This window comes from Peribacillus asahii, assembly GCF_003570725.1.
GTDB classification, from domain to species: Bacteria; Bacillota; Bacilli; order Bacillales; family DSM-1321; genus Peribacillus; species Peribacillus asahii.
This window is the reverse complement of the sequence record NZ_QWVS01000012.1, coordinates 41,291-60,551: the sequence shown is the minus strand read 5'-3', so window position 1 is coordinate 60,551 and position 19,261 is coordinate 41,291. Positions and strand designations below refer to the sequence as shown.

Here is a 19,261-nt window from a genome sequence, read left to right as displayed (position 1 = left end):
TTGCGCTTTTCTTAAATGGAGGGACCTTTGTATGAGTACAAGAAGATTAGTCATTGCTGGGACTGGCAGTGGAGTTGGTAAAACGACATGTACAATCGGCATCATGGCTGCTTTGCAACAAAAAGGCTATACCGTGCAAGGGTTTAAATGCGGACCGGATTATATTGATCCTTCTTATCATACTGCGGTTACAGGCAGAATTTCACGAAATTTGGATAGTTGGATGTTTAAACATGATACGGTACGTGAAATAGTAGCACGAGCAAGTAAAGGAGCCGATATTTCTATTATTGAAGGAGTAATGGGCTTCTATGATGGGAAAAGTCCATTAGAGAATACAGGCTCAACGGCTGAGATTAGCATGATTACGGAAAGTCCAGTCCTGCTTATTGTAAACTGTGCTAGTATGGCGCGGAGTGCAGCGGCAATTGTAAAAGGCTTTCAAACGTTAGCGACTGGTCCGAATATTGTCGGTGTGATTGCCAATCAAGTTGGCAGCGTAGGGCATTATAAGATTGTAAAGGCTGCCATTGAGCAAGAGTGCAATGTGCCTGTACTTGGCTACATGAAGCGAGAGCAGGATATTGATATTCCTAGTCGTCATTTAGGGTTAATTCCAGCCATTGAACGAGGCGAGTTAAATCCGTTTTTTGAAAAGCTGGCAAACCTTATTTCAGAAACAATTGATGTAGACCGTCTATATGAATTAGCGGAAACGACGGAAATTGTGGAAGAGCCAACAGGTTTATTTGAGCAGCGTGAAGATCAAGGGGTTTGTATTGCAGTTGCTAAAGATGCAGCATTCAATTTTTATTATCAAGAAAACCTTGAATTATTAGAAGCTTACGGAGCAAAATTGACGTATTTTTCTCCATTAAAGAATGAGGAAGTTCCTGCTGAAGCGGATGGTTTGTATCTTGGGGGAGGCTTCCCGGAAGAGTTTGCAGCTAAGTTAGTTCATCATGAACGTGCAAAAGCATCGATTCAAGAAGCTGTTAAGAGCGGTATCCCAACGCTTGCTGAATGCGGCGGCTTTATGTATTTAACAGAATCGATTGCAAGTACTGAAGGTGTGGAGTATCCAATGGTGGGACTTATTCCAGGGAAAATTACGATGCAGAAGAAGCTGGCGGCGTTAGGCTATCGAGAAATATTCGGAACAGAAGGGAATTTCCTAATTGATCCGAATCAACAAGCAAAAGGTCATGAATTTCATTACTCTACGTATGAACGAACGGAAGGTTTGCCATATGCCTATGAAACAAAAGGTCGTTTTGGCAAGAAACAAGAAGGATATTTAAAAGAAAACCTTGTCGCGGGCTATACACACTTCCACTTTGCTTCCAATCCAGAAATTGTTGAGCGTTGGATTCAGGCGTGTGTCCATCATAAGCGTAAGGTAGTGAAGTAGAACATGGTGAATTACTATTCAGCCATGTTGAATCTTTCAGGAAAAAAAGCAGTTGTGATTGGTGGTGGAGCAGTCGCAGCTCGAAAGATTTTGACGCTGTTAGAAGCGGATGCCGAAGTCACGGTTATCAGTCCCGAACTTCATGAAAGCATCAGGGAAGTTTTTTTAGCAAAAAAAATCATCTGGAAGCAAAAGAGATTTGAACCAGATGATTTGCAAGATTTCTTCTTAATTATTGCAGCTACTAATCAATCGGCGATTAATGTGCAAGTGTATGAGTCTGCGAACAGTCAGCAATTAATAAACCTTGTGGACCGTCCTGATTTAAGTAATTTTATCGTGCCAGCTTCGCTTCGAAGAGGGGCATTGACGATTTCAGTCTCTACTTCTGGAGCGAGTCCAGGATTGGCCCGGAAAATTAAACAAGATCTTGCGAAAGAGTATGATGAAGTATACGAAGAATATCTGCTGTTTCTTGAACAATCGCGAAAAAGAGTGATAGAAGAAGTTGCGGATAGTACAATAAGAAGACAAATGTTACAAGGTTTGCTTGAACCGCAATTTTTAGAGTTGACGAGGCAAGCCAATTATAAAGAACGAGAAGCGCGCTTACTACAATTATTAACAGGAGGGATTGCGCCATGAGTCAAGGGAAAGTCTATTTAGTTGGTGCAGGGCCAGGTGATCCCAAACTACTTACAGTTTATGGACTTGAATGTATTCAAACTTCGGATGTAATTGCTTATGATAGGCTTGTTAATCCGAAATTATTAGAATATGCAAAAGAGGGAGCTGAGCTAATCTTTTGCGGAAAATCACCAGGGAGACATCACTTTATTCAAGATGAAATTCATACCCTTTTAGTGGATAAAGCACTAGAAGGAAAAACGGTGACCCGTTTAAAAGGGGGAGATCCGTGCGTATTTGGGCGAGGTGCCGAAGAGGCAGAAGTATTGGCTGAGCATGGAATCGAATATGAAATTGTCCCTGGTATAACAGCGGGCATTGCGGCTCCTGCCTATGCGGGGATTCCTGTCACACATCGCGAGCATGCATCAAGCTTTGCAATTGTCACAGGGCACGGTCGTGATAGTAAAGGCCAAGACCATCTGAATTGGCCAGCGCTTGCAACAGGCATTGATACAGTGGCCTTTTATATGGGTGTCGGCAACTTAGCGTATATTTGTAAACAATTAATTGATCATGGAAGATCCGCTCAAACACCTGTTGCTGTGATTGAATGGGGAACAACAGACAAACAAAGAACGGTTACTGGAAACCTTGAAACGATTCATGATTTAGTCGTACAGGAGAATATTCAAAACCCAGCGATGGTTCTTGTCGGCGAGGTTGTTCAATTACGTGACAAAATTAAATGGTACGAAAAAATAATAGAAACAGAAACGGTTACACCTTAAAAAGGAGAGATACGACTTGTCGATTATTCAAGCACTGAAAGAGCGGCGCGCGATTCGTAATTATGAGGACACTCCAGTCGAAGAGGGGAAAATTCAGCAGTTATTAGAAGCTGCGACATATGCACCGAATGATCGTTTGCGTGAGCCTTGGAATTTTTATGTGATTAAAGATGAAGCAAAAAAGCGTTATGAAGCATTAGCACAAGAATATTTGCAAGAACGCTTTCCGACTAAGCCTCATTTAGTAGAAAGCTCGCTAAAAGTTGTGACATCGACACCGGTCGTCATTGTTGTAACGGCAGATCAGGTTCCAGATGATTCAGATGCTTCTCACGATAATGTATTTGCCGTATGTTGTGCGATTCAATCGATGTGGCTTGCAGCTGGAGAGCTTGGCCTTGGGTTCGTTTGGCGTACAAGAGGAGTCGGTCTTGTTCATGACGAAAGAATGCATCAGTTTATCGGATCGCCAGAAAATCAAAAGGTAGTAGGGACGATTTTTATCGGGTATCCAAAAGCCGATCAAGAAGTGCCAGCGACGAAGCGAACTCCTTATACGAAAAAAACCGTTTGGCTCTAAATCATAAGGAAAAGAGGAGATTGAGATGGCACGCCAAGGATTGTTCTTGATTTATACGGGTGAGGGGAAAGGAAAAACAACGGCCTCGCTTGGTGTGACGCTTAGGGCAATTGGCCGGGGAATGAACGTAAAATACTTGCAGTTTATTAAATCGCCAGAGCGCACATATGGAGAGGCATTGGCACTTCGGAAGTTAGGTGTCGAAATGGAGCAATTAGGCATCGGGTTTACGTGGACGAAAACACCAGAAGAACATCGGGCAGCCCTAAAGCAGGCTTGGGCAAAAGCGAAAGAAGCGCTCCAAAATCCTGGAACAGATTTGCTTGTGTTAGATGAACTGAATAATGCATTAGCGATTTCGACATTTCCAATCGATGATGTCCTGCCGCTTGCAGAAGTGGTGGAAGCGATTCGTAACCGCCCCTCTCATATGCATCTCGTTGTAACAGGGAGAAGTGCGGCGAACGAATTAATCGAGCTCGCTGATCTTGTGTCTACAATTGATGCAACGAAACATTACTATGAAAGCGGAATTCCTGCTGTAAAAGGATTAGAATTTTAAAGAAGCGAGGTATGTTTATGACTGCAAAAGCAATTATGATTCAAGGGACATCCTCTGATGTAGGGAAAAGTGTCATTTGTACAGCCTTCTGCCGAATTTTTTCTAATGATGGATTACGCGTCGTGCCCTTTAAATCACAAAACATGGCGCTGAACTCATTCGTGACAGCAGATGGCGGTGAGATTGGACGAGCGCAAGGCGTTCAAGCGGAAGCAGCACGTGTCGTTGCGACAACCGATATGAATCCCATTTTATTAAAACCAAAGCAAGATATGGTGTCAGAAGTTATTGTTCATGGTAGACACTTTTTAGATATGGATGCGAGAAGCTATCGCAATAATTTTGTTCAAGAAGCGATGCCAATCGTGGAAGAATCTGTTCGTAAGCTGCAACAATCTTATGATGTAATCGTTTTGGAAGGGGCAGGCAGTCCAGCAGAGATTAATTTAAAAGATCGCGATATTGCTAATATGCGAATGGCTCATCTGGCAGATGCAGCGGTTATCTTAGTTGCTGATATCGATCGAGGAGGCGTATTTGCCTCTATTGTTGGAACGCTAGCACTCTTAGATGAAGCGGAAAGAAAGCGTGTTAAGGGCATTATTATTAATAAATTCCGTGGTATGCGTGAACTGCTGGATGATGGACTCCGTTGGCTTGAGCAGGAAACAGGTATCCCGGTTCTCGGTGTTGTTCCATATATTGATGTCAATATTGAAGCCGAAGATTCCCTTGCTCTTTCTTCATTACGTTTTAAAAAACCAAAGCAAAATGAATTTGCTATCGATGTAGCGATGATTCGTTTGCCGCGTATTTCTAACTTTACGGATGTTGATCCACTTTTTGATGAACCGGATGTTGGTGTGCGCCTCGTTGGTTCATTAAAAGAGCTTGGCGAGCCAGATCTATTAATTATTCCGGGTACGAAAAATACAATCGGTGATTTGGCGTGGCTGAAAGAAGAAGGATTTGACCGGGCCATTTGTGAACTTCATGCAAAAGGAAAGCGAGTTATCGGTATATGCGGCGGTTTTCAAATGCTAGGATGTGAATTACTAGACCCTGATGCAGTGGAAGGCAATGGTGAAAGTGCTATCGGGCTTTCCTTACTTCCAGTGAAGACCGTTTTTAATAAAGAGAAGAAAACAAAGCAAATGACAGGTCGTCTTGTTCAGGCAATCGGATTAAATGAGATGACGCTTTCAGGCTTTGAAATTCATCTTGGAAGAACAGAAATTGATGCCGCAAAAGCGAGTCCCTTTTTACTATTAGAAGATGGCCGAGAAGATGGGGCTGTATCGAATGATGGTCTTGTTATCGGCACGTATTTTCACGGTGTGTTTCATAATCGCCAATTTACGAGAGAACTAGTTAATCAAATTCGTAAACAAAAAGGGTTGCCGGGAGTGCAGGAAACGGTTAAATCGGATGCCGAGAGACGAGAAGAGGCTTATAATTTGCTTGCGAATCATGTAAAGCAACATGTTGATATGGAAAGCTTGTATAAGCTGATAAATCCTAAATTTTCCGTTTAATTATAAAAAAGATTATCGCCCGCCCGTCTTTAGTGTATAATCAAGCATAATGAACTATAAATATGAAACGGATAAGGTGTCTACATTGACTTAAAAGGGAAGTTGGTGAAAATCCAACGCGGTCCCGCCACTGTTATTAGAAGTTTGCAGCGAATGCCACTGTATGTTTATATGGGAAGGTGTTGTAAACAATTTCTAAAAGCCAGGAGACCTGCCATATTCGAACACTTATAATACCTACGCGGATAGGGAAGTGTGTGGCGGATATCCATTTATACATATATAGCCATGCAAACATCTCTTATTCTGTAGGAGGTGTTTTTTCTATGTTCAAAAAAGAAAAATGGGGGAGAAACATGAAAAAGGTAGTTAGTCTATTATTTGTTTTGCTGCTTTCGGTTGGTGTGATGGTTGGTTGCAGTAATTCAACAAAAGAGGATAGTGCTTCAAATTCGAAAGAACCGAAGCAAGCAGCTTCACAGTTTCCCGTAACGATTACGGACGGATCAGGTGAAAAAGTGACAATTAAAGAGGAGCCGAAAAAAATTGTCTCTGTTATCCCAAGTAATACGGAAATTGCTTTTGCATTAGGTTTAGGTGACCAAATCGTTGGTGTGTCTGATTATGATACTTATCCAGAGGAAACGAAGGATATTGAGAAAATTGGCGGTTTGGAAATGAATATAGAAAAAGTAGTTTCATTAAAGCCTGACTTAGTTTTAGCCCATAGCTCTAATAATGTTGAGGGAGGGGTTAAACAGTTAAAGGAGATGGGGATTACAGTCCTTGTCGTAAATGATGCTCAAAATTTTAAACAAGTGTATCATTCTATTGAAATGATTGGAACAGCAACAGGTAAAACGGAGGCTGCAACAGTCATCGTAGAAGATATGCAGACGAAATTGAAGGATGTTAAAGAAAAAGTGAAAGTTGTAACAGCTGACGAACGCAAAAAAGTTTTGATTGAAGTGTCTCCACCACCAGAGATTTATTCGCCAGGTAAAAACACGTTTATGGATGAAATGCTTCAAATCATTCAAGCAGACAATATTGCAGGTCAATTAGAAGGTTGGGCGAAAATGGATGAAGAAGCCGTTGTTACTGCAAATCCGGATGTTATTGTTACAACTCATGGCTATCGCACAAAGGACCCAATTAGTGAAGTATTAAAGCGCAATGCTTGGGGAGATATTACTGCGATTAAAAATAAGCAAGTTTATAATATAAATTCGGATTTAGTTGACCATCCTGGCCCACGTTTAGTAGAGGGAGTAGAGGAACTTGGTAAAGCAATCTATCCGGAAATCTTTAACTAATAATAAACCTTTAGCTTATATTATTGCCGTTAGTTTTCTACTATTTTCGATGATGGTAGGGATTTCAATTGGTTCAGTTTCGGTTCCTTTTTTCACATTATTTCAAATCTTAGGTAAGGAAGTATTTCATTTACCTATTGCAGCGCAACCAGATATGATGTTTACGAATATTGTTATGAATATTCGCTTGCCACGTGTGCTGTTAGCGGGCTTAGTAGGGGCATCTCTCGCTATTGCGGGAGCTGCCTTTCAAGGTTTGTTACGCAATCCGCTTGCCGACCCATATACACTAGGAGTCTCTTCAGGTGCATCTGTTGGGGCAGTTGCAACGATTTTTCTTGGAATTTCTATACCTGTTTTAGGTAACTTTACACTTCCGATATTGAGCGTAGTCTTTTCGATCGTTACGATTTTTTGTGTGCTGTTTTTTACTAAGAAAATGGATCGCTCGATGAAGGTTGAAACGATTATTTTAACAGGAATTATTTTTAGTTCGTTTTTAAGTGCGTTCATTTCGCTCATGATTGCGTTAACAGGTGAGGAATTACGTCAAATAATTGGTTGGCTCATGGGGAGCGTGTCGATGCGCGGTTGGAGCTATATTGTCATTATCCTGCCATTTTTCGTTATCGGTTCACTTGTTTTAATGATGAATACTCAGGAATTAAATGCCATGACATTTGGGGAGAATCGGGCGAAGCATTTAGGTGTGAACGTACAAAGAAGGAAGTTAACCATTTTAATAGCAGGCTCTGTTTTAACCGGAGCTGCTGTTGCTGTATCAGGGACGATTGGCTTTGTGGGTCTCGTTATTCCTCATATTATTCGGCAAATTTGGGGACCGGATCATAAACATTTATTGCCGTTATCGTTACTCATAGGCAGTGGTTTTTTAATATTAGCTGATTTGGTCGCAAGGATGGTTATATCACCATCTGAATTGCCGATTGGGGTTATTACATCTTTAATTGGTGCGCCAGCATTTGCATTAATTTTACTAAAAAGAAGAAGGCGAGGGGAGAGATAAGATGCTTGAAGTAACGGGGTTATCGGGTGGGTATTATAATCACCCTGTCTTAGATTCGGTTTCTTTTACAGTAAATAAAGGGGAGTTGTTTGGAATACTCGGTCCAAATGGAAGCGGAAAAACAACACTTCTAAGCATGTTAAGCGGCGTGTTAGCTTATAAAGCCGGTACAATTAAAATTAAAGGAACAAGTCTAAAGGAATATTCAGCAAAGCAATTAGCACAAGTGATTGCCGTTTTACCACAGCATTCTTCTCTCGCGTTTTCTTATACGGTGAAAGAAACCGTTTCACTCGGTCGATATGCCCATCAAAAAGGCCTATTTCATTCATGGTCAGATGAAGATGAAGCTGTCGTCCAGAAAGTAATGGAACAGACAGGAGTAGCTGGTTTTAGTGATTATCAGTTTGAACAGTTATCGGGTGGAGAACGACAGCGTGTATTGTTAGCTCAAGCACTTGCTCAAGAACCAGAAATTTTATTTCTAGATGAACCGACGAATCATCTCGATCTTGCCTATCAAAAAGGGCTGCTCGATTTAATGAAAAAGATGGCGATGGAGTATGAGCTAACGGTCATTGCTATTTTTCATGATTTAAATTTAGCTGGTTTATATTGTGATCGTTTAATGCTGCTTGAAAAAGGCCAAGTAAGGGTGAATGACATCCCAAATGAGGTGCTTAAGCAGGAGAGAATTCAGCAAGTGTATCGAACAGAGATTGAAAAGCATCCACATCCAGCGATACCAAGACCGCAAATGTTTATTGTTCCCAATCAGCATGATTCAGAGAAGGACTCAGTTGTGATTAATGAACAATTTTTAACGGTTTCAGATGAAATGGTTCAATTACATGCCCCAATCCCACTGCGGACGATGTCTTCAGGCGTGACTGGTTCTGGAACAGGCTGGCATCAGAAATTCGTGAATCGTCATGTGTCTCATACGTATAGTTGTGAGAATCATGTAGAAGAAATGACGGATTATTTACGAAGTCATGGATTTGAACCGAGTGAAACAGTTGGTATGATGACGGCTGTTTTTTTAGAAGCCGTGTCTTATCGGTTTTTACATGGAGAAAACTTCTCAATCTTTATCGTTGTGACGGCGGGAGTCGGAAACGCAGTTGATGCTTCGCTTGCTGATCAACATTCAGATGCGCCAAGGCCAGGAACGATTAATACGTGGATATTTATCAACGGTCACGTAGCTGAAGAAGCATTCATTCATAGCATTGTCACAGCAACAGAAGCGAAAGTAAAAGCCTTACATGAACTTGGCGTGAAAGATCCAGTCACGAATACATGGGCAACAGGAACATCAACAGATAGTATATTAATCGCCGCTACACAGCGAGGTGAGGGGCTTCACTATGCAGGTACCATTACGCCGCTCGGAAAGCTGATTAGTCGAGGAGTATATGACTGTACAGTTGAAGCGATTGAAAAAAATGAGCGGGTGAAACGAACATGATACTAACTCATCTATATGCGATTACGTTGGCGTTTTTCCTCGATTTAATCATTGGAGATCCGCCTAGATGGCCGCATCCTGTGAAGTGGATTGGTACACTTATTGGTAAATTAGATCAAAAGTGGAATACGGGTCATTATAAGAAACAAAAAGGAATAGGGATGCTAGTGATTGTTTTGCTGCTAGCATTTGGATTAACGTTTGCGGTTACCTATTTAACTTATCAATTACATATGATTGCAGGAATCATTGTGGAAGCGATTTTAATTTTCACAACGATCGCTCAAAAAAGTCTTCGTCAGGCAGGAATGGACGTATTTCGTCCGCTTGTAGAGGGAGATATGTCAGAAGCTCGTTTAAAGCTTTCCTATATCGTTGGTCGTGATACGGATCAGCTGGATGAGGGAGAAATTGTTCGCGGAACAGTTGAAACAGTCGCCGAAAATACGAGTGACGGCATTACAGCTCCTTTATTTTGGGCTCTTATTGGCGGGGCTCCGCTAGCGATGGTGTACCGAGCGATTAATACATGCGATTCGATGGTTGGTTATCGCAATGATAAATACGGAGAGTTCGGCTGGGCATCTGCTAAGTTAGACGATGTTGTGAACTGGATACCAAGTCGATTAACAGGCTTTTTAATGATGCTCGGTTATCCGTCGCGCTATCAGCATTGGAAAAAGCGCTGGTTGATATTATGGGCAGATGCAAAGCGTCATCCAAGTCCAAATAGCGGCTGGACAGAAGCAGCAGTGGCTGCTCTTTTAGGTATTCAACTAGGCGGTCGTAATGTGTATAAAGGAGTGGTTTCTTATCGTGCAAAAATGGGGCAGCCTCTTGTTCCGTTAAAAGCCATTCATATTCATAAGACCATTTCTATTATGCATTTTGCGTCGTTGCTTTTCTTAATACTGCTTTGGTTAGGAGGCTTGACTTATTATGGCGTTACCAACTCATGGAGCTAATCCGCATTACTTATATGAAGCGCTTGGCATGGACATGCCTTTATCCTATGTCGACTTTAGCGCGAACATTAATCCTTTAGGCCCTCCTTCTAGCTTACAAGAGCATTGGTCGCGTCTGTTTAACAGCATAATTCACTATCCAGATCCGCATGCTGTGGAGTTGACGAAGCTTTTAGCCTATAAAGAGCAGCTTCCGGAACATTCTATTCTGGTTGGGAATGGCGGTGCAGAAATGATTACCCTTGTTGCGCGTTTGTTAACGGGCAAGAAGGTACTGATTATTCAGCCTGCTTTTGCTGAATATGCAGAAAGCTGTTACGCTGCCGGCTGTGATGTGAGTTTTTATCAGCTGCAAGAACCGAATTGGGAGTTACATATCGAATCATTGCGTCCGTATTTGCAAAAAAGTGATGCTGTTTTTTTATGTACACCGAATAATCCTACAGGTATTTCCTTCGCGGAAGAATCGGTCCGCGAACTCATTATGGAATGTGAACAAGCGAACTGTATGGTTGTCATTGATGAGGCATTTTATGATTTTACAGAAGATTCTTTTACCTATGCACCACTTCTTGCTCAATATCAGCATGTTATGATTTTACGTTCGTTAACGAAAATTTTTGCCATTCCAGGTTTACGTTTAGGCTATTTATTAGCAGATGCAGAAATGATTCAGCAATTAAAACCGTATAAACCGCATTGGAGTGTTAATGCTATTGCACTAGAGGCCGGGAAGCTCTGTCTTACTGAAGAGATATATGTAGAGAAAACAAGGGCGTATATCCATGAGCAAAAGCAGAAACTATTTTCGTTTTTTGAAGAGTATAAGTTTGATGTTTCTGATAGTTCCATTAACTTTTACCTATTAAAAGATTCAAAAGTTAAAGATTCAACGGCGATGCTGAAATTTTTATTAAGCCGGGGGATTATCCCGCGCCACACGTATAACTTCCCGGGATTGGATGGCAGATGGCTTCGTTTCGCGATTAAAAGTAAACGGGATAATGAAGTATTGATGGAGGGATTACGTGAATGGCGAAAGCAGCACTCTACTTTATAACAGGTGGCGTCAGAAGTGGAAAGAGCCGCTTTGCCGAACAAACTGCACAAGAATGGGCTATAGAGCAACACGCCACTCTTCATTATTTGGCATGTGGACGAGTATTTGATGCTGAAATGGCAGAGCGTGTAAATAGACATCAAGAAGATCGTGAGAAAAGTCCGATTCCATGGAAAACTTGGGAATTCCCTACTGATATTGAGAGAATCGTAGATGGAATCAATCAAGATTCCGTTGTTTTACTAGATTGTTTAACAACGCTTGTGGATAATGAATTATTTACACAGCAAAAGCCGCTTGAAGCGGAGTTTTTAGAAGAGACTTTCATAAAAATTATGAATGGTATTGAAGAAATTCAGCGTCACGCTGCTTGTTTGATTATTGTAAGCAATGAAGTGATTCAAGAACCAATTTTCCACAACGAATTTCTGCATACATATGCGAAAATGTTAGGCTTGCTTCATCAAGCCATTGTAGAACGTGCTGATGCAGCGTACATGGTTGAGTGGGGGATACCGGTTATGAAAAAAGGAGGAACGCCAATATGAGTGCACTGATTGGGTTTCTGATCAACCTGCAATTTTTAACGGTTATTCCGCTAAAAAAAGCACTGCCAATGGAGAAACCATTTATCCATCGTGCCATTCAAACATTTCCTCTAGTAGGAGTGTTACTCGGCCTGGTAATGGGAGCTGTTTTATATGCAATGGTTGAATGGACTCCGTTTTCAACGCTTTCAATCGCTTTTGTTCTTTGGTTATTAACAATTGTGTTAACCGGTGGTCTACATTTGGACGGCTGGATTGATACGAGCGATGCATTTTTTTCCTATCAGGATAAAGAACGACGTTTAGAGATTATGAAAGATTCGCGTACAGGTGCTTTTGGTGTTATTTCGGTTATTGTGCTGCTTGCTATGCGTTTCTTATTTATTTATGAGATTGTTGACCGATTAACCGTTTGGAGTTATTTTCTCATCATTATTATGCCGTTTTTAAGCAAGTGTGTGATGGGCTATTTGCTTTGTAAAATGCCACTTGCTAAACAAGAAGGCTTAGGGGCCTTTTTTCAAAGTGCTGCTCGCAAAAATAGTCTGCACGTTTATTGGTTATATTTACTGGCAAGTGCTGTGATAGCTTTTGTATTAGGAACGAAACTCGGTATTTTATTAATGATTCTTATGATAGCAAGCGGTTTATTTTTGCTATTTCTTAAGAAGAAAATTGTGCAATGGTATGGCGGAATCACTGGGGATGTATTAGGTGCATCAGTAGAAGGAGTGGAATTGTGGTTATGGTTCATTCTGTGGCTATTACATTACTTCGTCACGGGCTAACAGAGGCTAACGAGCGCAAGGCCTATCTTGGTTGGACAGATTCTCCTCTAAGTGAAGGCGGCAAGGCAGACATTCAGGCATTAGCCGGCTGTTTTGATACATATGAACATGTCATCTCCAGTGATTTGCCTCGTTGTGTAACAACTGCACAGCTCCTATTTCCGAATGCCTCTATTATATCAGACTTTGCTTTTCGTGAAATGAATTGGGGACTTTGGGAAGGAAAAACGTATGAACAATTGAAGGAAGATTCATACTATCAAGCTTGGTTGGAAAACCCAATGAAAGCGGATGTTCCGAATGGGGAAAGCTATCCTGTTTTTTCGGAAAGAATCAGGGAAGCTTGGCGAAATCTTAACATTGAAAAAGCAGAGAATATCGCCATTATGACACATGGCGGCGTAGTTCGTGAATTGTTAGCCCATTATGCCCCTGAGGAAAAGTCATTTTGGGATTGGCAGATTCCCCATGCAGGTGGGTATAAATTGTTTTGGAATGATAAAGAAGCATGGAGGAGGGGAGAGCGATGCACTTCGTTACGGGTGGTGCCTATAATGGAAAAGCAAAATGGGTAAGGAATTATTACTCTGAGAAGGCGCCAGTTCAATGGATATCTGCTTATCAAGATGAAGCACTTCCCTTTGATTTTGATGAAGATTTTGTTGTATTGCAGGGAGTCGAGATGTGGCTTCGAAACGATATACAAGAGCAAACGGCAGAGGCAATTCGCATAAAATGGCAGGAAATCATCAAACGATGGCGAATATGGGAAGAGGAGAAAAAAACAAGGTGTTGTATTATCATTGGAGCGGATATTACAAAAGGAATTGTCCCAATTGAAGCGTGTAATCGAACTTGGCGCGATGCTTCCGGCTGGTTTTTTCAAGATATAGCTGCTGCTTCTAGCCGCGTTGACATCATTTGGTATGGAATAGCTCAACAAGTAAAATAGAGGAGGAATTTTTTTATGAAGATTTACACACGTACAGGTGATAAAGGACAAACAAGTGTGATTGGCGGTCGTTTAGATAAAGACGATATTCGAGTGGAGTCTTATGGTACAGTTGACGAAGTGAATAGTTATATTGGGCTTGCGGTGACGGAGTTAGATCCTGCTGTTTTCGCTGATGTATTAGCAGATCTTGAAAAAATTCAACATGAGCTATTTGACTGTGGCGGCGACTTAGCAACCATTTCTGAAAAAGCACCGAAAAAGTTAACGGATGAAGCGATTACATATTTAGAAGAGAGAATTGATGCATTTATCGTAGAAGCTCCAGCATTAGAGCGATTTATTTTACCAGGAGGATCAAAGGCAGCGGCAACAATTCACCTTGCTCGTACAGTGACTCGTCGTGCAGAACGATTGGTTGTTGCCCTTGTGAAAACGGGAGCTGCCGTGTCTCCTTTAGCACTTCAATATTTAAATCGCTTATCAGATTATTTATTTGCAGTTGCACGCGTTATTAACTTCCGTTTAGGTGTGAGCGATGTAGAATATGCGCGTAGTGCGAATGTATTCCGCGGCGGAAAAAGAAAGGAACGCGAGACAGAATAAGCGTTTAGATTAAAGGAGTTCTTGTTTTTTATGGCTAGTAAAACAAATGCGATGCGTCTTCTTGATGCAAAGAAAATCGACTATCAGATGATGAGCTATGACAATAAAGACGGCAAAATTGATGGCTTGTCGGTTGCTGAGAAAATTGGAAAAAATCCTGAGTCAGTGTTTAAAACGTTAGTTGCTCATGGTGCCCCGCAGCATGTATATGTCTTTGTCATTCCAGTAGGAGAAGAACTAGATTTGAAAAAGGCAGCTAAAGCAGCGGGCGAGAAGAAGATTGAAATGCTTCATGTCAAAGATCTTCTAAAATGGACGGGCTATATCCGCGGTGGCTGTTCTCCGATTGGGATGAAGAAGCTATATCCAACCTTTGTGGATGATAGTGCTAAAAATCTTGATACCATCATTGTCAGCGGTGGGAAAATTGGTACGCAAATTGAACTAACTCTTGAAAATTTAATAGCTGCGACTGAGGTGAAAGTGGAAGCATTAACGAAATAGAGGCTATCTTTTTGGATAGCCTTTTTGCTGTTTCTATGAATAGCTGATGGAAAACCATACTTATTAAAAGGTAGGCATTCACCTATCCATTCTGTTTTGCATACCCTATCCTGAAGCAACACATCTGGTTAAAGAGGAGAGTGTGTTCAAAGTGACAGGAAAAGCATTGCATTACTTTGCCGGGGGAAATACAGCAAGAGGTTATTTTAGCTTATACGAATCTAATTTCGCTGAGTTAGAGAAGATCTTTATTTTAAAAGGCGGCCCAGGGATGGGAAAATCAACGTTAATGAAAAAATTAGCGAATGAATGGCTAGAAAAAGGCTATGATGTAGAGTATATTCATTGTTCTTCCGATCCAGATTCGATTGATGGTGTTATTTTTCCGGCTTTAAAAATTGGGATTGTGGATGGAACAGAGCCGCATGTCGTAGAACCGAAAGCACCAGGAGCTATTGAAGAATATGTGAACTTAGGTCATGCATGGAATTCACAGCAGTTAGTTGCGGAAAAAGCAGAGATTCTTCGTTTAATGAAGGAACGGCAGGAAGCTTATGAGAGGGCTTACAAATATTATGCTGAGGCACTAGCTGTTCATGATGAATGGGAAGAAATATATATTGCCAATATGGATTTTGAAAAGTTAAATGCATTAACAGGGAAATTAAAAACAAAGTTCTTCGGTGATATTTTCTTGAATAAGAAAGCAGATGTACGACATCGTTTTCTAGGAGCTGCTACACCGATTGGGGCTGTGGACTATGTTCCTAATTTAACGGAAGGTTTGCCGAAACGTTATTTCTTAAAAGGAAGACCTGGTTCAGGAAAATCGACGCTGTTGAAAAAGCTTGCCACGACAGCGGAGAATAGAGGCTTTGATGTTGAAATCTATCATTGTGGATTTGATCCAAATAGTTTGGATATGGTGATTGTTCGGGAGCTTGGAATGGCGATTTTTGATAGTACAGCTCCTCATGAATATTTTCCAAGTCGTGCAGGCGATGAAATTATCGATTTATATAAGGTTGCTATTTTACCTGGAACAGACGAAATTTATAGTGACCAAATTAAAGACGTTTCAGCTATATATCGTGCAAAGATGAATGATGGAACAGCTAGTTTATCCGAAGCGAAGAAGCTGCATGATGAGATAGAAAAGATTTATCAAAGAGCGATTGACTTTACGATTATTGATGATATTCAAAAGGATATGGAAACGGATATCCTCGATTTAGCAAAAGGAAATACAATTAAGTCGATTTTGCATTAATTAATAGCCAATGCCGTATTCTTCAATAGAGTACGGTATTTCTTTATTAGGTCATATGACTAAATATTATGGACTTGCTAGATTTTAGCTTAACTTTTGCAAATTACCACTAGACAAGTGTGAAAAACAGGAGTATAGTTACCTAGATAACTATAGTAGTGGATGAGCTTACCAATATATTTAATCATATGTTATTAAATGCTATAGAAAGGAAGAAGGAGAGTAGTTAATTTATGAGTCACAAACCGAAATTGTGGACGAAAGATTTTATTATCGTTTCGTCGACAAACTTTTTTATTTTTTTAACTTTTTATTTATTAATGGTTACATTAACCGCTTATACACTAAAGGAGTTTCAGACCTCCCCGAGTCAAGCAGGGCTTGCCTCTAGTATATTTGTGCTTGGAGCTGTTCTAGTTCGTCCAATTGCAGGGAAGACCATTAATCGAATTGGTCGGAAGAAGATGCTGATCTTGTCGCTTGTGTTATTTCTTATTGCCTGCATTCTTTATTTTTTTACAAATAGTTTAGCTCTTTTATTCTTGAATCGTGTTATTCATGGGATTGCTTTTGGTATTGCGACGACTGCTACAGCAACAATTGCCGCTGAAATTATTCCAGCCGAAAGACGTGGTGAAGGCACGGGTTACTTCTCGATGAGTATGAATATAGCGATGGGAATTGGTCCTTTTATCGGGTTAATGATTACACAATATTTAAGCTATACATTCGTATTTTTCGCTGTAACAGCCTTCTCAGTTGCTGGCTTATTAGCGACACTATTTATACGCATTCCATCGTTGACTTTTACAGAAGAGAAAACGGAAAAAGGATTAAAATTAGGTGATTTCTTTGAGAAAAGTGCTCTTCCTGTTTCATTGTTAATGGCGATTATTGGATTTGTTTACTCAAGTGTTTTATCGTTTTTAACAAGTTACGCACAGGAGATTCATTTAGTTAGTGCAGCAAGCTTTTTCTTTGTAATGTTCTCTGTCTTTTTATTATTATCCCGTCCGTTTACGGGCCGTTGGTTTGATCAATATGGGGAGAATGCAGTTATTTATCCAGCGATTCTATTGTTTGCCATTGGGCTCGTTTTACTAAGTCAGGCTTATATAGGATCAGTGTTATTAATTGCTGGGGCTCTTATTGGAATTGGTTATGGTACATACCAATCAAGCGCTCAGGCGATTGTGGTGAAAAAGGCACCTTCGCATCGAATGGGTTTGGCAACCTCCACATTCTTCTTATTTACAGATTTAGGGGTTGGAGTAGGTCCGTTCTTATTAGGTTTTCTGGTACCTTCTATAGGCTTTCGTGGTTTATATGTCATAATGGCGATCAGTGCCTTTGCTTGCCTTGTTGTGTATTATTTCCTTCATGGAAAAAAAGCATCGAGCCAAACAGGTAAACGATTGCATGCTGAAAATTTTTAAAAGCGGTATAAAAGATATCATAAGGGGACATACTATTGACGTAATTGAATTTTTCCAAAAGTATTCCCCCTTTTCTCCGCCTGTAATTATATTTACAGGCGTTTTTTTTGATTGAAAAATGTACTTTGATATAGCTGATGATTTTAAGAGGATAGTATAATGATAACTAGGCCTTTTTCCAAAAGGTGAGTGAAAGGCGAATTTTCTAATGAGGAAATATTAGGCGGTTATATCTTTGGAGGTGGAGCAATGCCTTTTTACAATAAATTTTTTCACCATTATCTACAAGTATCTCGATTCTTTACGAAGAAATTAAATGAGCATCTTTCTAAAATAGATTTACATCAAGCTCAATGGTCGGTTATTTATTATTTACATGAGTTTGGGACGGCCACGCTTGTTGAAATTAGCACTTATTTAAATGTGGAAAAACCAACTATAACAAGGACCGTTAATCGTTTAGAAGAGCGAGGGTTTATTGAACAAATTCCGGGAAAAGACAAGAGGGAACGCCGTATTCAGTTGACGGACTTAGGTGTACATACATATGAGGGAGGTAAAAAGATAGTCGATGAATTTGAACAAAATATTATGAAAGATATTCCTGAAAATGATCGTGAAGTAACAAGGCGAACTTTGAGGAGTCTACAGAAAAATTTAAAAGAAAGTGGAAAGTAAAGACAACCTGCCAATGGCGGGTTGTCTTAAAATTTATATGTCCACATACGTTCTTCCATAAGTTGAGAAATGAATTCTACTTCTTTGTTGGCGACTTGTTCTTCCCAATTTGCTAGAAGTGCCTCTGTTTGAGAACGATGTGCTTTCATGGCAGCTAGTTTTTTATCTTGAACAGAACGAATATCGTGTACAATATCTGGATTTCCTAATTCATCTAGGCAGTTGTTTGAAAAAGCTACACAATGGAGCTTTGGACGCTCATCTTCTGACATTCTTGCAATAGCTCGTACAACAGCTCTTCCTGTTGCTTCGTGATCAGGATGCACGCTGTAACCTGGATAGAATGTAATTACTAAAGAGGGTTGAAGTTCATCGATAGCTTCTGTAATCATGTTTGTTAGCTTTTCGTCATCCTCAAATTCAACCGTTTTATCACGTAGTCCCATCATTCGTAAATCTTGAATCCCAACTGCTTTAACAGCATTCAGGAGCTCTTGCTTACGAATAGTTGGAAGTGATTCTCTCGTTGCAAATGGCGGGTTGCCAAGATTGCGCCCCATTTCACCTAATGTTAAACACATGTATGTAACAGGCGTACCAGCTTGAATGTGTAGAGCGAGCGTTCCGGCAACAGCAAACGATTCGTCATCAGGGTGCGGGAACACGACTAAAATATGTTTTTCCTTTTCCAATATTATCTCTCCTTCCATTCCTTATTCAAACGGACTGTAACTAAGCTGTAAGGCAACAGCTAGCTTGCCTGTATAATCAAGTCCGGCTAATAATAATCTACCTGATTGATCCACCTCAAAATGAGTTAAACCTTCTGCATAAATCCAGCCGATAGAAAGTTTTAAGCCAACCCGGTATGGGCCTTCACCAATGATTTTTCCATGTTCATATTGAACAAGGGCATTTCTAATATAAGCACCTGCTGAGAAGAACGCTTCATTATGATGGCTGGCATAGGCTCCATTTGTTGTCTCCAAATGAAGATAAACATCCTGCTTAGCAAAGGAGTCAATGACAGCCTGTACTTCTTTTAAATCAATAGATTTCATCGATTTTCCCCCCTATATATGAAAGTGAAAAGGCCGCTCTATATATTGGAGCAAGCCTTTTATGATGATGTAG

General features: G+C 40.5%; 22 protein-coding genes and 1 riboswitch. Of the genes, 20 read left to right on the top strand and 2 right to left on the bottom strand.

What is annotated here, in order from left to right; genetic code table 11:
* Window positions 1–31: 31 nt before the first annotated feature.
* From D1953_RS06065 to D1953_RS05970, 20 genes are all read left to right on the top strand, one after another.
* Window positions 32–1,411: a cobyrinic acid a,c-diamide synthase CobB gene (locus D1953_RS06065; protein WP_119116271.1), complete on the top strand. Its 1,380-nt coding sequence runs from the start codon at window positions 32–34 to the stop codon at window positions 1,409–1,411.
* Between the two features lie 3 nt (window positions 1,412–1,414).
* On the top strand, window positions 1,415–2,056 hold the full coding sequence (locus D1953_RS06060) for a precorrin-2 dehydrogenase/sirohydrochlorin ferrochelatase family protein (RefSeq protein WP_119116270.1): 642 nt from the start codon (window positions 1,415–1,417) through the stop codon (window positions 2,054–2,056).
* Window positions 2,053–2,829, top strand: coding sequence for a uroporphyrinogen-III C-methyltransferase (gene cobA, locus D1953_RS06055; RefSeq protein WP_119116269.1), 777 nt, complete (start codon window positions 2,053–2,055; stop codon window positions 2,827–2,829). Before D1953_RS06060 ends, cobA begins: the two co-directional genes overlap by 4 nt.
* Window positions 2,830–2,845: 16 nt before the next feature.
* A complete protein-coding gene (locus D1953_RS06050; RefSeq protein ID WP_119116268.1) occupies window positions 2,846–3,409 on the top strand; it encodes a nitroreductase family protein in 564 nt (187 codons plus the stop codon).
* Between the two features lie 25 nt (window positions 3,410–3,434).
* A complete protein-coding gene (locus D1953_RS06045; protein ID WP_119116267.1) occupies window positions 3,435–3,971 on the top strand; it encodes a cob(I)yrinic acid a,c-diamide adenosyltransferase in 537 nt (178 codons plus the stop codon).
* A 17-nt stretch (window positions 3,972–3,988) separates the two neighbouring features.
* Window positions 3,989–5,506, top strand: coding sequence for a cobyric acid synthase (locus tag D1953_RS06040; protein ID WP_119116299.1), 1,518 nt, complete (start codon window positions 3,989–3,991; stop codon window positions 5,504–5,506).
* Window positions 5,507–5,563: 57 nt separating this feature from the next.
* Window positions 5,564–5,739: riboswitch (cobalamin riboswitch) on the top strand.
* A 123-nt stretch (window positions 5,740–5,862) separates the two neighbouring features.
* Window positions 5,863–6,822: an ABC transporter substrate-binding protein gene (locus D1953_RS06035; protein ID WP_119116298.1), complete on the top strand. Its 960-nt coding sequence runs from the start codon at window positions 5,863–5,865 to the stop codon at window positions 6,820–6,822.
* Window positions 6,788–7,849, top strand: a complete 1,062-nt coding sequence (locus D1953_RS06030) for a FecCD family ABC transporter permease (protein WP_119116266.1) — start codon at window positions 6,788–6,790, stop codon at window positions 7,847–7,849. The genes D1953_RS06035 and D1953_RS06030 overlap by 35 nt, the downstream gene beginning before the upstream one ends.
* A 1-nt stretch (window position 7,850) precedes the next feature.
* Window positions 7,851–9,320 carry a heme ABC transporter ATP-binding protein gene (locus D1953_RS06025; protein ID WP_119116265.1) on the top strand — a complete coding sequence of 490 codons (1,470 nt, stop codon included), beginning with the start codon at window positions 7,851–7,853 and terminating at the stop codon, window positions 9,318–9,320.
* Entirely contained in the window at window positions 9,317–10,285 is a 969-nt protein-coding gene (gene cbiB / locus D1953_RS06020) for an adenosylcobinamide-phosphate synthase CbiB (RefSeq protein WP_119116264.1), read from the top strand. Before D1953_RS06025 ends, cbiB begins: the two co-directional genes overlap by 4 nt.
* Window positions 10,260–11,345 (top strand): threonine-phosphate decarboxylase CobD, encoded by a 1,086-nt coding sequence (gene cobD, locus D1953_RS06015; RefSeq protein WP_119116263.1) that lies wholly within the window; start codon window positions 10,260–10,262, stop codon window positions 11,343–11,345. The genes cbiB and cobD overlap by 26 nt, the downstream gene beginning before the upstream one ends.
* Window positions 11,318–11,893, top strand: coding sequence for a bifunctional adenosylcobinamide kinase/adenosylcobinamide-phosphate guanylyltransferase (locus tag D1953_RS06010; protein WP_119116262.1), 576 nt, complete (start codon window positions 11,318–11,320; stop codon window positions 11,891–11,893). The genes cobD and D1953_RS06010 overlap by 28 nt, the downstream gene beginning before the upstream one ends.
* Entirely contained in the window at window positions 11,890–12,681 is a 792-nt protein-coding gene (cobS, locus tag D1953_RS06005; RefSeq protein WP_119116261.1) for an adenosylcobinamide-GDP ribazoletransferase, read from the top strand. The genes D1953_RS06010 and cobS overlap by 4 nt, the downstream gene beginning before the upstream one ends.
* Complete coding sequence (locus D1953_RS06000; protein WP_119116260.1) at window positions 12,639–13,256, top strand: histidine phosphatase family protein; 618 nt, start codon at window positions 12,639–12,641, stop codon at window positions 13,254–13,256. Before cobS ends, D1953_RS06000 begins: the two co-directional genes overlap by 43 nt.
* The gene (locus D1953_RS05995; RefSeq protein WP_119116259.1) at window positions 13,208–13,633 is read left to right on the top strand and encodes a bifunctional adenosylcobinamide kinase/adenosylcobinamide-phosphate guanylyltransferase; all 426 of its coding nucleotides are present in this window, start codon (window positions 13,208–13,210) and stop codon (window positions 13,631–13,633) included. The genes D1953_RS06000 and D1953_RS05995 overlap by 49 nt, the downstream gene beginning before the upstream one ends.
* A 15-nt stretch (window positions 13,634–13,648) precedes the next feature.
* Window positions 13,649–14,239: a cob(I)yrinic acid a,c-diamide adenosyltransferase gene (locus D1953_RS05990; RefSeq protein ID WP_119116258.1), complete on the top strand. Its 591-nt coding sequence runs from the start codon at window positions 13,649–13,651 to the stop codon at window positions 14,237–14,239.
* 30 nt (window positions 14,240–14,269) lie between these two features.
* Window positions 14,270–14,743: a Cys-tRNA(Pro) deacylase gene (gene ybaK / locus D1953_RS05985; protein ID WP_119116257.1), complete on the top strand. Its 474-nt coding sequence runs from the start codon at window positions 14,270–14,272 to the stop codon at window positions 14,741–14,743.
* A 151-nt stretch (window positions 14,744–14,894) separates the two neighbouring features.
* A complete protein-coding gene (locus D1953_RS05980) occupies window positions 14,895–16,013 on the top strand; it encodes a PRK06851 family protein (RefSeq protein WP_119116256.1) in 1,119 nt (372 codons plus the stop codon).
* Window positions 16,014–16,246: 233 nt separating this feature from the next.
* A complete protein-coding gene (locus D1953_RS05975; RefSeq protein WP_119116255.1) occupies window positions 16,247–17,449 on the top strand; it encodes an MFS transporter in 1,203 nt (400 codons plus the stop codon).
* 249 nt (window positions 17,450–17,698) lie between these two features.
* Entirely contained in the window at window positions 17,699–18,127 is a 429-nt protein-coding gene (locus tag D1953_RS05970; protein ID WP_119116254.1) for a MarR family winged helix-turn-helix transcriptional regulator, read from the top strand.
* Between the two features lie 26 nt (window positions 18,128–18,153).
* On the opposite strand, the gene bshB2 is transcribed toward D1953_RS05970, so the two are convergent.
* A complete protein-coding gene (gene bshB2 / locus D1953_RS05965; protein ID WP_119116253.1) occupies window positions 18,154–18,819 on the bottom strand; it encodes a bacillithiol biosynthesis deacetylase BshB2 in 666 nt (221 codons plus the stop codon).
* Between the two features lie 21 nt (window positions 18,820–18,840).
* Complete coding sequence (locus D1953_RS05960) at window positions 18,841–19,188, bottom strand: YojF family protein (protein WP_119116252.1); 348 nt, start codon at window positions 19,186–19,188, stop codon at window positions 18,841–18,843.
* Between the last annotated feature and the right edge of the window lie 73 nt (window positions 19,189–19,261).